The organism is Variovorax sp. HW608, from assembly GCF_900090195.1.
Classification (GTDB): domain Bacteria; phylum Pseudomonadota; class Gammaproteobacteria; order Burkholderiales; family Burkholderiaceae_C; genus Variovorax.
Genome location: NZ_LT607803.1, coordinates 17,137 through 34,840, shown reverse-complemented (window position 1 = coordinate 34,840; position 17,704 = coordinate 17,137). Strand labels below are relative to the sequence as shown.

The following is a 17,704-nucleotide window of genomic DNA, read 5'->3' as shown; positions in this document are numbered from 1 at the left end:
GTGAACATGTCCTCCCTCTTCGATCCCATCCAGGTCGGCGACCTGCATCTGCGCAACCGCGTCGTCATGGCGCCGCTCACGCGCAACCGCTCGCCCAACGCCATTCCGCAGGCCATCACCGCGACCTACTACGCGCAGCGCGCGAGCGCGGGCCTGCTGATCACCGAAGCCACCGCGATCAGCCACCAGGGCCAGGGCTACGCGGACGTTCCGGGCCTCTATGGCACCGAACAGCTCGACGCATGGAAGCGCGTGACCCACGCGGTGCACGCCAAGGGCGGCAAGATCGTGGTGCAGCTCTGGCACGTCGGCCGCGTCTCGCACACCGAGCTCCAGCCCGAGGGCGGCAAGCCGGTCGCGCCTTCGGCGATCGCGGCGAAGACCAAGACCGTGCTGATCAAGAACGGCGTCCCGACCTTCACCGAAACCTCCGAGCCGCGCGCGCTCGAAGCCGCCGAACTACCCGGCATCGTGCACGGCTACGCGGTCGCCGCGCGCAACGCGGTCGAGACCGCCGGTTTCGACGGCGTCGAGATCCACGGCGCGAACGGCTATCTGCTCGACCAGTTCCTCAAGAACGGCAGCAACAAGCGCACCGACGACTACGGCGGCAGCATCGAGAACCGCGCACGCCTTCTGCTCGAAGTGACGCGCGCCGTGGTCGATGCGGTGGGCGGCGGCAAGGTCGGCATCCGCCTGTCGCCCGTCACGCCCGCCAACGACGTCTACGACGACAACCCGCAACCGCTCTTCGACTACCTGATCCGCCAGCTCGCGACGCTGAACCTCGCCTACATCCACGTCATCGAGGGCGCGACCGGCGGCCCGCGCGAAATCGCCGACCGGCCTTTCGACTACGAAGCGCTGAAGGCCGCCTACGCCCAAGCCGGAGGCAAGGGCGCATGGATGGTGAACAACGGCTACGACAAGCCGCTCGCCGAAGAGGCACTGAAGGAAGGCGACGACCTCGTCGCCTTCGGCAAGCCCTTCATCTCGAACCCCGACCTCGTGCGCCGCCTGCGCGAGAACGCGCCACTCAATGCGTGGGACAACAAGACCTTCTACGGCGGCGGCGAAGCGGGCTATATCGACTATCCGGCGCTGGCCTGACAGGCCGCACCCAGGGGCGCAGGCGCATCGCGTCAGTCCGGCCCGAAAGCCAGGCTGACGCGCAGCCCGCCTTCCTCCGAAGCCTTCGCGAAGCTGAGCTCCGCATCGAGCAGCTTCGCGTAGCGCGCCACGATCGCCAGGCCGAGCCCGGCGCCTTCGCCGAGCTTCTGGCCCTCGGGCCCCTGCGTCCACCGCTGCATCAGGTCGCGCTGGGCCGCATCGGGGATGCCGGGGCCATCGTCGATCACGCTCATGGTCCTGCCATCGAGTTCGATGGTGATCGTGTGTCCGCCGTAACGCAGCGCGTTGTCGATCAGGTTGTCGAGCGTGCCCTCGACCAGCGCCATGCTTGCCTGCACCGTGACCGGTTCGTCGATGCCCTTCGCGCCCAGATCCACGCCCTTGGCGTCGGCGCGGGCCAGATGGCGCAGCACCGCCTGCCGGATCAGCTCGTCCAGACGCACCGCCTGCTGCTGCAAACCCGTGCGCCTCTCGTTGGCCAGCGCCAGCGCCAGCAGCTGGTCCACCAGATGGCTGGCACGCGCCTGGCTGGTCGCGATCTGCTCCAGCTGCTCGCGCCACACGGCCGGTTTTTGCTGCGCGAGGCCATAGTCCGCGAGCGCACGGATGCCGGCGAGCGGCGTGCGCAGTTCATGCGCCACGTTGCCGGCGAACTCGCGCTGCGCCGACGCACTCTGCGCCAGCCTTTCGAGCAGGGCATTGAGCGTGTCGCCCAACTGCTCCAGCTCGCGCGAGCTTCTTGCGACCGGCACCGGCTTCAGGTCGCTCGCATTGCGCTTCTCCAGCGTCTGGCGCAATTCACCGAGCGGACGAAGCTCGCGCCGGATGTGGCGCAGCAGCCAGGTCGCAAGCAATCCCAGCAACACGATCTGCGGCGCGATCGAATAGATCAGCAGCCTTTCGATCAGCACGCTGCGCGCTGAGGTCGTTTGCGCCACCACCACGCTGTAGGCATCGGGCTCGTCATGATTCATCACCACCGCCCGCAACGGCCGGCCGTCGTAGATCACTTCCGAGAAACGATGCCGCGCGCCTTCGTCCGGCAGCGGCGCCAGCAATCCCGGATTGCCGGCCAGCAGCGATCCATCGGGCCGCAGCACCGCGAAGTACACCTGCTCGTCCTGGTCGAAGAGCATGTTCGTGACTTCGCGCGGCGACAGCTGCAACTCGATGCCGTGCTGCCCTGTTCGCACATTGGCCGATATCGCATAGGCATCGTCGAGCAACGCGCGGTCGAAAGCCTGGCGCGTGAAATAGCTCGCGAGATACAGCGCCACCGCCGTGCCGAGAAACCAGGTCAGCGCCAGCGGCAGCAGCACGCCGCGCAGCACGCGCGTGGTCAGCGACGGCGCGCCCGACCTGCGCGGCGGCGTCACGCTCACACTTCGGCTTCCAGCAGATAGCCGATGCCGCGCAAGGTCCGGATCGCCGCGCCGCTACCGACCAGCTTCTTGCGCAGGCGCGAGATGAAGGCTTCGAGCGCGTTGTCGCCCAGGGAGTCGTCGAAGCTCGAGAGCTTGTCCGACAGCTCGCGCTTGCTGATGGTGCGGCCCGGCGGGCTCATCAGCTCCCACAGCACCTCGAACTCGCGCGCCGGCAGATCGAGCGGCACATTGCCGATGCCGAAGCGCCGCGCGCGACGGTCGAGCCGCAGGCGTCCGAGGGTGGAGATGTCCTCCGTGCCCTGGGCGCGACGCACCAGCGCGCGAAGACGCGCCTCCACCTCCGCGAGATCGAAAGGCTTGCCGAGGTAGTCGTCGGCGCCCGCATCCAGGCCGGCGATGCGCTCCTCGGTGCGGTCCCGGGCGGTCAGTATCAGGACCGGCGTGCGATCGCCGCGCTGGCGCGCATGCCGCAATGCCGTCAAGCCGCTGGCCAGGCCGCTGGTCGGGCTCGGCGTGGCCGGCAGATTCAGATCGAGCAGCACGGCGTCGAAGGTCTGCACCCGCCAGAGGTGCTCCGCTTCTTCCACGCTCGCCGCTACATCGACGCGGTGCCCCGCATCACCCAGGCTGCGCAGCATCACGGTGCGCAACACGGCGTCGTCTTCAACCAGGAGGATTCGCATAGCTCGGACATGGAGAGAAAAGTAAGGGTTTGTGTTTGTACAGCATGCACGGGGCGCGCCGCGACCGATTTCGCACCCTCTACACGGAATCCCTCGGGTCTGTCAAAGCACAACCCTGGGGACAGTTGCGGCACAAGCGATGGGTTATCCACAGGCCGATCGCCCTTTCCGGAGTTGTTCGAGTTCGGCGAACGCCGCGAAAGCGCGGCTGCACACAGTGAACGGGAAACTGCAAGTCCCTGTCGCGCAACAGAAAAATCGATATGTCCACAGTCGCGCGCGACCCTTATCTACTACTACTAATCAGAATAAGAGAAATAGAAGAAGAGTAGGAACAGCCGCTTTTTTCCGCACGCCGCGCCCCCGCGCTGGACATTGCCATGGCGAGAAGGTTCAAACTCGGGGCTTGTCGTCATCCAGTCGGAAAAGGAGCCACTCCAATGAGCCAGAAATTCCAGGTCACCGGCATGAGCTGCGGGCATTGCGCCAATCTGGTGCAGAACGCGGTACAGACCATCGATCCCAAGGCACAGGTCACGGTCGACCTGGAAACGGGTCATGTCGACGTCGTCAGCGAACACCCGCGCGCGGACATCATCGTGGCCATCGAAAACGCCGGCTATAAAGCGCAATAACAACAGCATTTCCGTTTCTGGAGGGCCCGGAAGCATCGGAAGGCCTCGTAGCAGTTGAATACTTTATGTTTCAACGTGCAAAATGTGTCGTCTCTGCTGACATCAACGAGGTGCCATGCTTTCCAGCCTCCTGCCTTCCTCGGTTCGCGAATCCGGCTACCGCCGCAAATTCCTCGAGAACCGGGACGAGAACCTGTTCATGGGTTCTTTCGAGAGCTTCGCGGATGCCGAGGCCCATGCGCCGGCCGGCAAGGCGGTGGGCTACGACACGCCTGAAGCCGCGAACCTCTACAGCCACCAGATCGCCTTCTACGACTACCCGGCTCTCTTCTGGCTCGGTCGCTCGCTGGACAGCGGTTTGCGCACCGTGTTCGACCTGGGCGGCCACATCGGCATCAAGTACTACGCGTTCCGGCGCGTGCTCAACTACCCGCCGGACCTGCACTGGACGGTTTGCGACGTGCCCGGCGTGATCAAGGCCGGCGCCGAGGTCGCGGCGCAGCGCCAAGTCGCCGGCCAGCTAGCCTTCACCACCGATTTCCACGACGCGAGCGGCTGCGACATCCTCTATGCCTCCGGCTGCCTGCAATACCTGCCGCAGCACCTCTCCGAGCTGCTGGCCGAGCTGCCGGTGAAGCCGAAGCGCATCATCATCAACACGGCTGCGGTGCATCCCGAGAAGACCATGTACACGCTCAACAGCATCGGCGTGGCGGTGTGCCCCTACCGCATCGAGCACCACGACCGGATCTTCGCCGATCTCACCGCGGCGGGCTACGTGCGCCGCGACGCCTGGCGCAACGAGGGCAAGCCGATCGAGGTGCCCTTCGTCGAAGGCGGCGACAAGCCCTACTACGCCGGCTGCTGCTTCGACAGACACTGAGCCCGCACGACAGCGGGCTACCATCCGGGCCATGCTGTTCAACCCCCGGATCCTGATCGCCGAAGACGAATCCGGCATCGCCGACACCCTGCAGTACGTGCTGCGCACCGATGGCTTCGTGCCGGTGTGGTGCCCGACCGCGCAGGAGGCGATCACGCAGTTCGCCGCCGAGCCGCCGGCGCTCGCGATTCTCGACATCGGCTTGCCGGACATGAACGGCTTCGAGCTCTTCAAGCGGCTGCAGGCGCTGCCCGGCGGCGCGCAGGTCCCGATGCTCTTTCTCACGGCGCGCAGCGACGAGATCGACCGCGTGGTGGGCCTGGAGCTCGGCGCGGACGACTACGTGGCCAAGCCTTTTTCTCCCCGCGAGCTGGTGGCGCGCGTGCGGACCATCCTGCGGCGCAGCGGTCGCAATGGCCAAAGTGGGCAGGGTGGGCAGAGCGCGCCGGCGGCGCCGACAGCCGCGCCTGCACCGGCGCCCTCGCCCGCCGTCCCCTTCGCGGTCGACACCGAGCGCATGCAGATCCGCTATTACGGCCGCCTGCTCGAACTCTCGCGCTACGAATACGGGCTGTTGCGGCTCCTGGTACAGCGCCCCGGCCGCGTCTTCACGCGCGACGAGCTGCTGCGCCTCGTGTGGGACGAATCGAGCGAGAGCTTCGACCGCACCGTGGACGCACACATCAAGACCCTGCGCGCCAAGCTCAAGGCGATCGCGCCCAACGTCGAGCCGATCCGCACCCTGCGCGGCACCGGCTATGCGCTGAACGAAGAGCTGCCATCCGGCGCGTGACAGGGTGACGCGCAGAACCCGGATCTTCATCGGCATCCTGCTGATCTACACGGTCGGCATCGCCTTCCTGCTCTACCGCGTGGTGGCGGACATCGATCCGCGCTACCGCGAGTCGGCGGAGGAATCGCTGGTCGAGACCTCGCAGCTGATGGCGAGCCTCATCGAGCAGGACGTGATCGCGGGCGCGATCAACGTATCGCGCCTCGACCCGCTGTTCCGCTCGGTCTATGCGCGGCAGTTCTCGGCGCAGATCTACAACCTGCACAAGAACCGCGTCGAACTGCGCATGTACGTCACCGACCGCACGGGTCGCGTGCTTTTCGATTCGCTGGGCCGCAACGCCGGCGCCGACTTCTCGCAACGCACCGACGTGAGCCGGTCACTGGCCGGCGTCTACGGCGCGCGCACCTCGCGCGACATCGCGGGCGATCCGCTGACCTCGGTGATGTATGTCGGGGCGCCGATCCGCTGGGGCAACGAGATCGTAGGCGTCGTCACCGTCGGCAAGCCGGTGCGCAGCTTCGGGCAGTTCGTCGAGGACGCGCGCGCACGCACGTTGTGGGTCGGTGTCGGCTCGGCCTTGGCGCTGCTGGTGCTCGCGATCATCGTGTCGATCTGGCTGGTGCGGCCCTTCGGGCTCATCTCGGACTACCTCGGCTGGCTGCGCAGCCAGCGCAGCCTGAGCCTGTCGCGCATGGTGCGGCGCGCGGCGGACACGCTGCGCGGCGGCCTGCGCGAGATGCGCGATGCGCTGACCGGCCGGAACTACGTGGCCGACTACGTGCAGACCTTCACGCACGAGGTGAAGAGCCCGCTTTCCGCGATCCGTGGCGCCGCCGAGCTGATCCAGGAACCCTCGATGCCGCAGGCCGAGCGCGAACGCTTCCTCGCCAACATCGCGCGCGAGACGCAGCGCATCCAGGAGATCGTCGATCGCATGATGGAGCTCACCGCGCTGGAGACGCGGCGTGCGCTGGAACGCAGCGAGCCGGTGGCGCTGGGGCCGCTCTTGCGCGACATCGGCGCGGGCGCGCAGGCCGCGGCGTCGAAGCGCGATGTCCGCATCAACGTCGCGATCCACAATGAAGCGCGCGTGGAAGGCGATCCCTTCCTGCTGCGCCGTGCGGTCAGCAACCTGCTCGACAACGCGATCGACTTCTCACCGGACGGTGCCGAAGTGCTGCTGGCGCTCGAGGCCGAAGGACGCCGGGCGCGGATCACGGTGCGCGATCGCGGCAAGGGCATCCCCGAGTTCGCGAAGGACAAGGTGTTCGAGAAGTTCTATTCGCTGGCCCGTCCGCACAGCCAGAAGAAGAGCACCGGGCTCGGGCTGGCCTTCGTGAAGGAGATCGCCACGCTGCACCAGGGCCGCGTCGAACTCGTCAACGCGCCGCGCGGCGGCGCGCAGGCCACGCTCACGCTGCCGCTGCTCGCGCATCACTGACGGGTCAGTTCGAGGTAGGCGCTGCGCGTTGCGGGGCTGACCGCATCGATGAGCTGCTGGTAGGCGGTCTTGTGCCGGGCGAGCATGCGCGCCGAAGCCACCGCCTTCGACTTGCAGAACCAGTGGCAGGTGTGCTGCATCAGGAAGAGCTCGGCGGACATCATGTAGGCCTTGGCCTTGTGCGTGCGGTGGGCCTCGTTCTGCATCACCTCCGCGATGCCGCGCGCGTGGATCGCGAAGGCGCGGCGCAAATCGAAGGTCGCGGCCGGCAGCAACTGGCCCGCAAAAGGAATGGCGATCGGCAGGGTGCTGACGCGCGCTTCCCTTTCGTCCACGCGCGAGAACTCGGCGGCGAAGTTGCTGAACTGCGTCGCGAGCTTGCGCTCGGTGTCGTCGAGCAAGGCCCAGATCTGCGAGCGGCGCTCGGGATCGTCTTCGCCCAGGCAGCGCAGGTAGCCCTCGGTGAGGTTCTCCATCAGCCTCTCGATCTGGTAGTTGCCGAGGTAGCTGCCGAGCAGTGCGATGCGGCGGCGCTGGTCCGTCGACTTGAGGATGGAGGCGCCGACGAGGACGAGCGTCGCCAGGATCAGGAATTCCATGGCCGGATGTGAGAAAGGGGATGTGGAGTGTAGATAGCTCCGCATCCCCTTTCGTGCATTTCGCGCCTCGGCTATCCCGCCGCCGGCGCGGCGGCCTATCGGAAGAAGTCGAGGATGCGACTGCGCTCCTCGGCGGGCGGCGGCGCGCCGACCGGGGCCCCTGCGAGCGCTTCGGCCGAGGTCGGGGCCTGCGTATCGACACCGAGGCTGGCGACGCCGTGGCCCGGCCCGAACTCGTCGAAGTACCACTCGCCGTCTAGGTTGATGAGTCCGTCCGGCGCGCGCGGCTCGGTCACCGGCACGCCCTTCAGGGCCGTCTGCATGAAGCCGATCCAGATCGGCAGGCTCAGGCTGCCGCCGGTCTCGCCGCGCACGCCGAGCTGGCGCGGCGTGTCGTAGCCGATCCATGCGATCCCGACCATCGAAGGCTGGAAGCCCGCGAACCAGGTGTCGAACGAATCGTTGGTGGTGCCGGTCTTGCCGAAGAGGTCGCTGCGGCGCAGCGCCTGGCCGGCCTTGGCGGCCGTGCCGCCCTTCACCACGCTCTGCAGCAGCGAGCCCATGACGAAAGCATTGCGCTCGGGGATCGTGCGCCGGCTTTCGTCGAGGACCGGCGCTTCGGTTTCGAGCAGGACCTTGTCCTTCATGTCGGTGACGCGCGTGACGAGGTACGGATTCACGCGATAGCCGCCGTTGGCGAACACCGAGTACGCAGCCGCCATCTGCATCGGCGTGACCGAGCCCGCGCCGAGCGCCATCGGCAGGTTGGCCGGCTGCTTGTCGCGGTCGAAGCCGAAGCGGGTGACCCAGTCCTGCGCGTAATCGACGCCGATGGACTGGAGCACGCGGATCGTGACCATGTTCTTCGACTGCTGCAGCGCGCGCCGCAGCGTGATCGGGCCGTCATAGGTGCCGTCGTAGTTCTTCGGCTCCCAGGCCTGCCCGCCGGGGCCGGCCTCGAAGGACAGCGGCGCATCGTTGACGATGGTGCTCGGCGCGAAGCCCTTCTCGAGCGCGGCCGAGTAGATGAACGGCTTGAAGCTCGATCCGGGCTGGCGCCACGCCTGCGTGACATGGTTGAACTTGCTGCGCCCGAAGTCGAAGCCGCCCACCAGCGCCTTGACCGCGCCGCTCTTCGGGTCCATCGCGACGAACGCGCCTTCGACCTCCGGCACCTGCGTGATCTCCCAGCCGCCCTTGGCCATCCTGGCGACGCGGATCACCGCGCCGCGGCGGATCTGGATCGCGGCCGGCGCCTTCGCGGCCAGGCCCGATTGCGCGGGACGCAGGCCTTCGCCGCTTATCTGCAGCGTTTCGCCGTTGGCGCGCACCGCGGTGACTTCCTTGGGGCCGGCTGCGAGCACGACGGCGGCGACGAGGTCGCCGTTGTCGGGGTGATCGGCGAGCGCGTCGTCCACCGCATCGTCCTGCTGCTTCGGATCGTCAGGCAGATCGGCGAAGGCTTCGGGGCCGCGATAGGGCTGGCGGCGTTCGTAGTCCAGGATGCCGCGACGCAGCGATCGATAGGCCGCCGCCTGGTCGGCCGAATCGAGCGAGGTATAGACCTTGAGCCCGCTGGTGTAGATGCTGTCGCCGTACTGCGCATGCATCATCTGCCGCACCGTCTCTGCCACGTACTCGGCGTGCAGGCGATTGGGGTCGGCGGCATCGCGCAGGTGAAGTTCCTCCTTCTTGGCCGCATCCGCCTGTTCGGCGCTGATGAAGCCGGTCTCCTGCATGCGGTCGATCACGTAGAGCTGCCGTGCGCGCGCGCGGCGCGGGTTGGCCACCGGGTTGTTGGTGCCCGGCGCCTTCGGCAGGCCCGCGAGCATCGCGGCCTCGGCGATCGTCACCTTCTGCAGCGGCTTGCCGAAGTAGGTCTCGGCAGCGGCCGCGAAACCGTAGGCGCGATTGCCGAGGTAGATCTGGTTCAGGTAGATCTCCAGGATCTGGTCCTTGGTGAGCTGGCGTTCGAGCTGCATCGACAGCAGGATTTCATAGGCCTTGCGGCTCAAGGTGCGTTCAGAGCTCAGGTAGACGTTGCGCGCCACCTGCATCGTGATGGTGGAGGCGCCCTGCTGCCGGCCGCCGTGCAGGCTCGAGAAGGCCGCGCGAACGAAGCCCTTGTAGTCGACGCCGCCGTGGTCGTAGAAGCGCGCGTCCTCGACCGCGAGCACCGCGTCCTTCATGACCTTCGGGATGTCCGCGAAGGGCGTGAGATTGCGGCGCTCCTCGCCGAATTCGCCGATCAGGCTGCCGTCGGCGGCGAACACGCGCAGGGGCAGCTTGGGGCGATAGTCCGCGAGGTCGGAGATGCTCGGGAGCTTCGGATAGATCACGGCAACCGCGGTCGCCGCGCCGATCATCACGACGAGGGCACCGGCCGCAATCGCGGCGCCGCCCCAGATGGCCATGCGGCGCAACCGGCTCGGGGGAGCCGAGCGCGCGGGCTCGCTGGAAGGAGATGGTTTCGACATGTAGATGAGGGCCGACGCGGGGGATGCTCGGAATACTCTTTTACAGAGTCATACATTTGCTATCAGTCGGATAGCGACGGATAGCGACGTCGGCCGGAATAGGAGCAACCCCGCATTTTCCAGTTCCCGGCCCGGATCTCAAAAGGGATGGCGCCCTAATGCTGATGCATGCCGCCGAAGCCCGTGTGAAGCCCTGACTTCACACGGACTTCACACAACGCAGGCGGCTTCAAACTGGCTTCCAACACGCTTCCAACAGGCTTCGCGGTCTCCTTCGACATTGGGGACGTGCACCGTTGCACGACATCGAGGGACAAGGACCCAACGTCATGGAAGCTTCCATACCCCGCCCCGGCCGCTGGCTCTGGCTCGGCACGCTCGGCCTCGCCACCACCTGCTTCGCCCTGCTGCTCGCCCGGCCCGTGCATGCGCAGGAAGAGGCGCCCGGCCCGCGCCTGAAGACCGAGAGCCCGTACTTCTTCGTGAAGAGCGACGACCCCGAAGTCGATCGCCTGCCGCTCAAGGGCACCGAGGTCGACGTGAAGATCTCCGGCGTGATCGCGGACGTGACCGTTACGCAGACTTATCGCAATGAAGGAAAGCGCCCGATCGAGGCGCGCTACGTCTTCCCCGGCTCCACGAAGGCGGCGGTGAGCGGCCTCAACGTGCGCCTGGCCGATCGCCTCGTCACCGCGCAGATCCGCGAGAAGGAGCAGGCGCGCATCGAGTACGACAGCGCGAAGAAGGAAGGCAAGACCGCCGCGCTGCTCGAGCAGCACCTGCCCAACGTGTTCCAGATGAACGTCGCGAACATCCTGCCGGGCGACGACGTCAAGGTCGAGCTGCGCTACACCGAGCTGCTCGTGCCGCAGGGCGGCAACTACCAGTTCGTCTTTCCGACGGTGGTGGGGCCGCGCTACAACAGCCCGCAGTCGGAGAATGCCCAGGCGCGATGGGTCGCGCAGCCTGTCCTGCGCGCGGGCATCGAGCCGAACACCCGCTTCCAGCTCAAGGTTGCGCTCGACACACCGATGGGCATCAAGGAAGTGCGCTCGCTCACGCACGAGATCGACGTGCAGCGCCGCGACGGCGACGAGCATGCCGACATCACGCTCGCGCGCGGCAGCGGCCCGGCCGACAACCGCGACTTCGTGCTCGACTACCGGCTCGCCGGCGAGCGCATCGAATCGGGCCTGATGCTCTATGAAGGCCACGGCAGTCAAGGAGAAAGCGCCGAGAACTTCTTCCTCGCGATGGTCGAGCCGCCGAAGTCGGTGCCCGCGAATGTCATCTCGCCGCGCGACTACATCTTCGTGGTCGACATCTCGGGCTCGATGCACGGCTTTCCGCTGGACACCGCGAAGGCCACCCTGGAGCGGCTCATCGGCGGACTGCGGCCGAGCGACAGCTTCAACCTGCTGCTGTTCTCGGGCAGCAACCGCATGCTGTCGCCGCACTCGGTGCCCGCCACGCGCGCCAACATCGAGCAGGCGCTCGCCACCCTGCGCAACTACGGCGGCAGCGGCAGCACGGAGCTCATCCCGGCCTTGAAGCGCGCCTATGCCGAACCGAAGGCCGATGACGTGTCGCGCACCATCGTGGTCGTGACCGACGGCTACGTCACCGTCGAGCGCGAAGCCTTCGAGCTGGTGCGCAAGAACCTCTCCAAGGCCAATCTCTTCGCCTTCGGCATCGGTTCGTCGGTCAACCGGCATCTGATGGAAGGCCTCGCGCGTGCCGGCATGGGCGAGCCTTTCATCGTCACCGATCCGGTGCAGGCGCCCGAACAGGCGGCGCGCTTCCGCCGCATGATCGAATCGCCGGTGCTCACCAGCGTGAAGGCGCGCTTCGAAGGGCTGGATGTCTACGACGTCGAACCCATGGCCTTGCCCGACGTGCTCGGCGAGCGCCCGGTGATCGTGTTCGGCAAATGGCGCGGCGAGCCCCAGGGCCGCGTGATCATCGAAGGCCGCAGCGCCAACGGCCCGTATCGGCAGGAACTGAAGGTCGATCCGGACGCGCGCAGGGACGCCGCCGCGCTGCGCAGCCTCTGGGCGCGCCACCGCATCGCGAGCCTCGGCGACCAGGAAGCGCTGGAGGGCGGCGACGACTATCGCAAGCGCATCACCGAGCTCGGCCTGCGCTACAGCCTGCTGACGCAGTACACGAGCTTCATCGCGGTGGACAAGGTCGTGCGCAATGTCGCGCCGCAGAACGGCGTCGGCGTCGACCAGCCGCTGCCGCTGCCCAAGGGCGTGAGCGAACTCGCGCTCGGCCAGAGCCTCGGCGCCGAGGTGCCGAGCACGCCCGAACCCGAAACGCTCGGTGCGATCGCGGTCGTCGTCTCGATGCTCGCGATGCTGCGCCGCCGTGCGCGGCGTCACGACGCACGCCGGTTCACTGCCTGAGGGGTGCACATGTCTCTTGCCGTACTCGCACAAACCCACCCGCGTGTCATCGATTGGGGCATCCGCCTCGATCGTGCGCCCGCTGCCGCCTGGCTCGCGCTGCAGGCCGCTGCGCTCGCGCCGCACTGGATCTGGATGGCGCGCCGCATGCACGACGGTTCGGACGATCCGCTGGGGCTTCTCGCACTCGTCGCGCTGGCGCTGATGGTGTGGCGTCTTCGCGGCGAACTGCGACCCGCGCCGCGTCTCGGCTGGCTCGCGGTCGCGACCTCGGGCACCCTGGGCGCCGCCCTGCTTCGCACCGGCATCGGCCCCTTGCCGTCGCTGCCACCGCTGGCTGCCGCGTTGCTTGCCGTGCTGGCCATGGCCTGCGGCCTGCTGGCCTTCCTGCCCCGGCGCATCGCCGGCTTGCCGGTGGTGCTGCTTGCCCTGCTGGCCCTGCCGCTCTTGTCGTCCGTGCAGTTCTACGCGGGCTATCCGCTGCGCGTGGTCACCGCCGAGGCGAGCCGCTGGCTGCTGATGACGGGCTTCAGCGTGGCGCGCGAGGGCAGCAGCCTCCTCGTCGACGGGCAACGCGTGATCGTCGACGCGCCCTGCTCCGGCGTGCAGATGGCGTGGTTCGGCTACTTCACTGCCTGCGTGGTCGCGCTGTGGGCGGGCCGCGATGGCCGCAGTTTTCTCACGCGGCTGCCGGCGGTCGGGCTGATGGTGCTCGGCGGGAACATCGTGCGCAACAGCGTGCTCGTGGCGCTCGAAGCCGCGGGGCATGCACCGCCGGCCTGGCTGCACGACGCCTTCGGACTCGCGGTGCTCGCGCTGGTGTGCGGCGGCATCGCAGGGGTGATGGTCGCTTGCGGAGGAGGTCGCCGTGTCGATACCGCTCTTTGAACGCTGGTTTGCCAACCGCTTCGTCAACCGCATCGCGCACAAGGCGGTCTTCGCGTCGGCCATGCTCGCGTGCATGCTCTGGTCGACCGTCTCGGCACTCCAGGGCGATGCACCATCGCCCGCAGCGGCAACTTTCCAGGAATGGCCCAGCGAATGGGAAGGCGCACCGCTGCGCCCGCTGGCGCTCAGCGAGGTGGAGCACCGCTTCGCCGAGCGCTTCCCCGGCTCGATCGCGCGCATGACCGATGGCCGCCAGATGCTCGTCATGCGCCGCGTCGACACGCCCACCCGCATGCTGCATCCGGCCGCCGACTGCTATCGCGCGCTCGGCTGGGGCATCGCCCAGGCCCGCCTGGAGCAGGACGTCCACGCCCGACTGTGGCGTTGTTTCGTCGCCGAGCGCCAGGGCAGGCAGAAAATGCGCGTCTGCGAGCGCATCGTCGATGCCGAGGGCGCCGCTTTCACCGACACTTCAGCCTGGTACTGGGCAGCAGCCACCGGCCGGTCGAACGGCCCCTGGCAGGCTGTCACCCTGGCGAGACCGATCGAGTGAGAGAAATTTGCTGAAGAAGGCACTGCTTTACCTGCTTTTCACGACCCTGGCGCTGGTGCTGACGGCGGGCATCGCCGCCTACCTGATCGTGCGGCTCGCCCTCGCGCCCGGCCCCGACGAATGGCCCGCGCGGGTCAAGGCCGGCCCTTTCTCCATCGATGTCGGCGTGCCCACGGCGATCCGGCTCGCCACCTCGTCGTGGTTCGCGCCGTGGATCGCGGGCCGCACCATCGAGACCGGCTTCGGCCCGCTGGCGTTCGGCTGGAACGAACCGACCGGCACGCTCGAACTGCAATGCGCGCCGTGCAGCGCCACGCTGCATTCGCTGGGCAAGGCGCCGATCCGCGTCGATCGCCTCAAGGCCACGGTGCGGCGCGATGCCGGCACGCTCGGCGGCCTGCTGGAAGCCTCGGCGCCCGGCGCGGTGACGGCCGAGGGCAGCGGCGACGTCGTGCTGCGCGGGCGTTGGGACGGCCGGCTCACGCAGAAGAGCCTGCTGCTCGACATCCGCGCCGACAGCGCGCCGATCGCCCAGTGGTACGCGGTGCTCGCGCCCGACCTGCCGGAGCTCAAGCGCGCACGCATCGGCGGCACGATGGGCCTGCGCGCGCAGGTGGCGCTGCCGGCCGGCACGTATTCGCTGACGCCGCAGATCGAGGGCTTCACGGTCGATGGCCTGGGCACCGAGGCGATCGCCAACGCGCGTTCGACCTGCGGCCCGGCCAGCCGCCTCGGCAGCGAGAGCTGGCTGGCGCGCGCCGTCATCTCGGCCGAGGACCAGCGCTTCTTCAACCACCCCGGCTACGACCTGACCGAACTCGCGGCCTCGCTCGAAGCCAACCAGAAGTCTTCGCGCACCGAGCGCGGCGGCAGCACCATCACCCAGCAGCTGGCCAAGATCCTCGTCACCGGCGGCGAGCAGAACGCCGACCGCAAGCTGCGCGAGCTGCTCTACGCGGTCGAGATGGAGCAGACGCTGGGCAAGGCGCGCATCCTGCAGCTCTACCTCGACAACGCGCCCTGGGGTGCACGCATCTGCGGCGCCGAGGCGGCGGCGCGCACCTACTTCAAGCGCCCGGCCCGCAACCTGGAACCGGCGCAGGCGGTCTGGCTCGCGTCGATGCTCACGAATCCGGCACTGGCGGTGCGCAAGTGGCAGCAGGACGGCAACATCAACCTCGAGCGCGCGAACAAGGTGGCCGACGGCGTCAGGGGCATCACCAAGGCGCAGCGGGAGGCCTTGCTGAAGAGCGTTGCCGCGGCCAAGTTCGCCGCGCCATAGGGTCCGCGCACCAGGACGGCGCATGACGGCGCCGGTTGGCTGGCATATGTCTTGCGATGCCAGCATCGATGGATGCCGTCACCGCCCCACCGCCCGCCGCCGTTGAAATCGTCGCGCTGACCAAGCGCTACGCCGCGGGTACGCCGCCCGCGGTCGACCAGATCGATCTGCGGATCGCCAGCGGCAGCTACTGCTGCCTGCTCGGCCCCTCGGGCTGCGGCAAGAGCACCACGCTGCGCATGGTCGCCGGGCATGAATCGGTTTCTTCGGGCGACATCCTGCTGGACAACCGCAACATCACCAACCTGCCGGCGGCGGCGCGCGGCACCGCGATGATGTTCCAGAGCTTCGCGCTCTTTCCCCATCTCTCGGCGCTCGACAACGTCGCCTTCAGCCTGAAGATGAAGGGCGTCGCGAAGGCCGAGCGCCATCGCCGGGCGAGGAATCTGCTGGAGCGCGTCGCGATGGGGCACCTGGCCGAACGCAAGCCGGCCGAGCTCTCCGGCGGCCAGCAGCAGCGCGTGGCGCTGGCGCGAGCGCTGATCACCGAACCGCGCGTGCTGCTGCTCGACGAGCCGCTGTCCGCGCTCGACCCGTTCCTGCGCATCCAGATGCGCGCCGAGCTGCGGCGCTGGCAGAAGGAACTGGGCCTCACCTTCATCCACGTCACGCACTCGCAGGAAGAGGCGATGGCGCTGGCCGACACCATGGTGGTGATGAACCACGGGCTGATCGAGCAGGTGGGCTCGCCGCACCAGGTCTACAACCACCCGGCCAGCGAGTTCGTCGCGCGCTTCATGGGCGGCCACAACGTTTTCGCACTGAACGACGGCCTCGTCGCCGTGCGCAACGACCACATGCGCATCACGCCGGCCACCGGCGCGGCCGGGGAGACGGGCATGCCGGCGCACGTCACCGACATCGAATACCAGGGCACCTATGTGCTGCTCGGCCTGCACATCACCGGTGTGCGGCCCGAGCGCAGCAGCGTCTCGGTGCTGCTGTCCGAGAAGGCTTTCGCCCAGCACCCCTACGAGGTGGGCGCCGGCGTGCACCTCTCCTGGTCCGAAGCCGACGCGCGTTTGCTCGGGCCCGGCGCCACCCGTCCGGACGACCCCGGCAACGGCTGGCCCGTGTCCCGACCCGCGCCGATGGCGGCGCTCGCGGCGATGGCAGCGTGAGCCGTCCCGTGCGTCGCAGCGCGGCGGCCGCCCTTCCCTTTTTCTTCTTCACCACCACCACTGCCTCTTCGGAGACCCACCATGTCCAAAAAAACTGAAACCTCTTTGACCGATGTGCAGCGCCGCACGCTGCTGAAGGGCACCGCGGGCATCCTTGCGGCGGGCGTGTTCCCCGCGATTCATGCAGAGGAAAAGATCGTCCTTCGCTACCTCGGCACCGCGGTCAACCAGGACAAGGCGATCGCCGAGAAGTTCAAGGCCGACACCGGCATCGAGATCCAGTACGTCGCCGTGACCACCGACGACGTCACCAAGCGCGCGGTCACCGCGCCGAACAGCTTCGACCTGATCGACACCGAGTACTTCTCGCTCAAGAAGATCGTGCCCACCGGCAACCTGAAGGGCATCGACACCAAGCGCGTGAAGAACGCGGACAAGATCACCACGCTCTTCACCAAGGGCGAAGTCGCGGGCAAGAAGGTCGGCAACCAGGGCACTGCGCCGATCAAGGTGATCTACCTCGAAGGCGAGAAGAGCAAGGCCTTCGCGAAGTCGCCCACGCAGTTCATGTCGCTGATCCCGACCACCTACAACGCCGACACGCTGGGCATCCGGCCCGACCTCATCAAGCGGCCGATCGGCTCGTGGGCCGAACTGCTCAACCCCGAGTTCAAGGGCAAGGCGGCGATCCTCAACATCCCGTCGATCGGCATCATGGATGCGGCTATGGTGGTCGAGTCCAAGGGCCTGCACAAGTACGCCGACAAGGGCAACATGACCAAGGCCGAGATCGACCTCACGATCAAGACGCTGATCGAGGCCAAGAAGGCGGGCCAGTTCCGCGCGCTGTGGAAGGACTTCAACGAGTCGGTCAACCTCATGGCCTCGGGCGAGGTGGTGATCCAGTCGATGTGGTCGCCCGCCGTCACGGCGGTGCGCAGCAAGGGCATCGACTGCGTCTTCCAGCCGCTCAAGGAAGGCTATCGCGCCTGGGCCTCGGGTTTCGGGCTGCCGGCGACGCTGTCGGGCCGCAAGCTCGACGGCGCCTACGAATTCATCAACTGGTTCCTCGACGGCTGGGCCGGCGCGTACCTCAATCGCCAGGGCTACTACAGCGCGGTGCTCGACACCGCCAAGGCCAAGATGGAACCCTACGAGTGGGCCTACTGGATGGAAGGCAAGCCCGCCGAGAAGGACATCAAGAGCCCGCAGGGCGACGTGATCGCCAAGGCCGGCGCGGTGCGCGACGGCGGCAGCTACGAGCAGCGCATGGGCGGCATCGCGTGCTGGAACGCCGTCATGGACGAAAACGAGTACATGGTGAGGAAATGGAACGAGTTCGTCGCCGCTTGAAGTCCCTGA

Annotated in this window: 15 protein-coding genes; 11 read left to right on the top strand and 4 right to left on the bottom strand. The window is 67.6% G+C overall.

The genetic code is table 11. From position 1 onward, the window contains the following. Positions 1 to 6 precede the first annotated feature (6 nt). Positions 7 to 1,110 carry an alkene reductase gene (locus tag VAR608DRAFT_RS00155; RefSeq protein WP_088952217.1) on the top strand — a complete coding sequence of 368 codons (1,104 nt, stop codon included), beginning with the start codon at positions 7 to 9 and terminating at the stop codon, positions 1,108 to 1,110. 32 nt (positions 1,111 to 1,142) lie between these two features. Here VAR608DRAFT_RS00155 and VAR608DRAFT_RS00150 read toward each other — a convergent pair whose 3' ends face one another. Together VAR608DRAFT_RS00150 and VAR608DRAFT_RS00145 are read right to left on the bottom strand one after the other, a co-directional pair. Further along, entirely contained in the window at positions 1,143 to 2,507 is a 1,365-nt protein-coding gene (locus tag VAR608DRAFT_RS00150; protein ID WP_231973087.1) for a sensor histidine kinase, read from the bottom strand. A gap of 2 nt (positions 2,508 to 2,509) precedes the next feature. Then, a complete protein-coding gene (locus VAR608DRAFT_RS00145; protein ID WP_088952215.1) occupies positions 2,510 to 3,199 on the bottom strand; it encodes a response regulator transcription factor in 690 nt (229 codons plus the stop codon). 440 nt (positions 3,200 to 3,639) lie between these two features. Here VAR608DRAFT_RS00145 and VAR608DRAFT_RS00140 point away from each other — a divergent pair, with 440 nt between their 5' ends. The 4 genes from VAR608DRAFT_RS00140 to creC all read left to right on the top strand — a co-directional run bounded on the left by VAR608DRAFT_RS00140 (position 3,640) and on the right by creC (position 6,954). Beyond that, positions 3,640 to 3,834 (top strand): heavy-metal-associated domain-containing protein, encoded by a 195-nt coding sequence (locus VAR608DRAFT_RS00140; protein WP_088952214.1) that lies wholly within the window; start codon positions 3,640 to 3,642, stop codon positions 3,832 to 3,834. 115 nt (positions 3,835 to 3,949) lie between these two features. Beyond that, positions 3,950 to 4,717 carry a TIGR04325 family methyltransferase gene (locus VAR608DRAFT_RS00135; protein ID WP_088952213.1) on the top strand — a complete coding sequence of 256 codons (768 nt, stop codon included), beginning with the start codon at positions 3,950 to 3,952 and terminating at the stop codon, positions 4,715 to 4,717. A 31-nt stretch (positions 4,718 to 4,748) separates the two neighbouring features. Next, a complete protein-coding gene (creB, locus tag VAR608DRAFT_RS00130; protein ID WP_088952212.1) occupies positions 4,749 to 5,510 on the top strand; it encodes a two-component system response regulator CreB in 762 nt (253 codons plus the stop codon). A 4-nt stretch (positions 5,511 to 5,514) separates the two neighbouring features. Next, on the top strand, positions 5,515 to 6,954 hold the full coding sequence (gene creC / locus VAR608DRAFT_RS00125) for a two-component system sensor histidine kinase CreC (protein WP_088952211.1): 1,440 nt from the start codon (positions 5,515 to 5,517) through the stop codon (positions 6,952 to 6,954). Here creC and VAR608DRAFT_RS00120 read toward each other — a convergent pair. Both VAR608DRAFT_RS00120 and VAR608DRAFT_RS00115 read right to left on the bottom strand, forming a co-directional pair. Further along, positions 6,948 to 7,553, bottom strand: a complete 606-nt coding sequence (locus VAR608DRAFT_RS00120; RefSeq protein WP_088952210.1) for a hypothetical protein — start codon at positions 7,551 to 7,553, stop codon at positions 6,948 to 6,950. The two genes, creC and VAR608DRAFT_RS00120, sit on opposite strands and share 7 nt — an antisense overlap. A gap of 95 nt (positions 7,554 to 7,648) precedes the next feature. After that, a complete protein-coding gene (locus VAR608DRAFT_RS00115; protein WP_088952209.1) occupies positions 7,649 to 10,030 on the bottom strand; it encodes a penicillin-binding protein 1A in 2,382 nt (793 codons plus the stop codon). A 329-nt stretch (positions 10,031 to 10,359) separates the two neighbouring features. On the opposite strand from VAR608DRAFT_RS00115, the gene VAR608DRAFT_RS00110 reads away from it, so the two are divergent. From VAR608DRAFT_RS00110 to VAR608DRAFT_RS00085, 6 genes are all read left to right on the top strand, one after another. Continuing rightward, positions 10,360 to 12,438: a VIT and vWA domain-containing protein gene (locus VAR608DRAFT_RS00110; protein WP_088952208.1), complete on the top strand. Its 2,079-nt coding sequence runs from the start codon at positions 10,360 to 10,362 to the stop codon at positions 12,436 to 12,438. 9 nt (positions 12,439 to 12,447) lie between these two features. Then, on the top strand, positions 12,448 to 13,326 hold the full coding sequence (gene xrtQ / locus VAR608DRAFT_RS00105; RefSeq protein ID WP_088952207.1) for an exosortase Q: 879 nt from the start codon (positions 12,448 to 12,450) through the stop codon (positions 13,324 to 13,326). Next, the gene (locus tag VAR608DRAFT_RS00100; RefSeq protein WP_088952206.1) at positions 13,307 to 13,879 is read left to right on the top strand and encodes a hypothetical protein; all 573 of its coding nucleotides are present in this window, start codon (positions 13,307 to 13,309) and stop codon (positions 13,877 to 13,879) included. The genes xrtQ and VAR608DRAFT_RS00100 overlap by 20 nt, the downstream gene beginning before the upstream one ends. Positions 13,880 to 13,886: 7 nt before the next feature. Continuing rightward, positions 13,887 to 15,161: a biosynthetic peptidoglycan transglycosylase gene (locus VAR608DRAFT_RS00095; RefSeq protein WP_231973083.1), complete on the top strand. Its 1,275-nt coding sequence runs from the start codon at positions 13,887 to 13,889 to the stop codon at positions 15,159 to 15,161. Positions 15,162 to 15,229: 68 nt separating this feature from the next. Then, the gene (locus tag VAR608DRAFT_RS00090; RefSeq protein ID WP_088952205.1) at positions 15,230 to 16,342 is read left to right on the top strand and encodes an ABC transporter ATP-binding protein; all 1,113 of its coding nucleotides are present in this window, start codon (positions 15,230 to 15,232) and stop codon (positions 16,340 to 16,342) included. An 81-nt stretch (positions 16,343 to 16,423) separates the two neighbouring features. Continuing rightward, entirely contained in the window at positions 16,424 to 17,695 is a 1,272-nt protein-coding gene (locus VAR608DRAFT_RS00085) for an ABC transporter substrate-binding protein (protein ID WP_088952204.1), read from the top strand. Positions 17,696 to 17,704: the final 9 nt, after the last annotated feature.

What these genes read in the sequence shown, in the direction of transcription:
- VAR608DRAFT_RS00155 (WP_088952217.1), top strand. Translation starts at nt 7, where the DNA reads ATGTCCTCCCTCTTCGATCCCATCCAGGTCGGCGACCTGCATCTGCGC.
- VAR608DRAFT_RS00145 (WP_088952215.1), bottom strand. Translation starts at nt 3,199, where the DNA reads ATGCGAATCCTCCTGGTTGAAGACGACGCCGTGTTGCGCACCGTGATG.
- VAR608DRAFT_RS00140 (WP_088952214.1), top strand. Translation starts at nt 3,640, where the DNA reads ATGAGCCAGAAATTCCAGGTCACCGGCATGAGCTGCGGGCATTGCGCC.
- VAR608DRAFT_RS00135 (WP_088952213.1), top strand. Translation starts at nt 3,950, where the DNA reads ATGCTTTCCAGCCTCCTGCCTTCCTCGGTTCGCGAATCCGGCTACCGC.
- creB (WP_088952212.1), top strand. Translation starts at nt 4,749, where the DNA reads ATGCTGTTCAACCCCCGGATCCTGATCGCCGAAGACGAATCCGGCATC.
- VAR608DRAFT_RS00120 (WP_088952210.1), bottom strand. Translation starts at nt 7,553, where the DNA reads ATGGAATTCCTGATCCTGGCGACGCTCGTCCTCGTCGGCGCCTCCATC.
- VAR608DRAFT_RS00115 (WP_088952209.1), bottom strand. Translation starts at nt 10,030, where the DNA reads ATGTCGAAACCATCTCCTTCCAGCGAGCCCGCGCGCTCGGCTCCCCCG.
- VAR608DRAFT_RS00110 (WP_088952208.1), top strand. Translation starts at nt 10,360, where the DNA reads ATGGAAGCTTCCATACCCCGCCCCGGCCGCTGGCTCTGGCTCGGCACG.
- xrtQ (WP_088952207.1), top strand. Translation starts at nt 12,448, where the DNA reads ATGTCTCTTGCCGTACTCGCACAAACCCACCCGCGTGTCATCGATTGG.
- VAR608DRAFT_RS00090 (WP_088952205.1), top strand. Translation starts at nt 15,230, where the DNA reads ATGGATGCCGTCACCGCCCCACCGCCCGCCGCCGTTGAAATCGTCGCG.
- VAR608DRAFT_RS00085 (WP_088952204.1), top strand. Translation starts at nt 16,424, where the DNA reads ATGTCCAAAAAAACTGAAACCTCTTTGACCGATGTGCAGCGCCGCACG.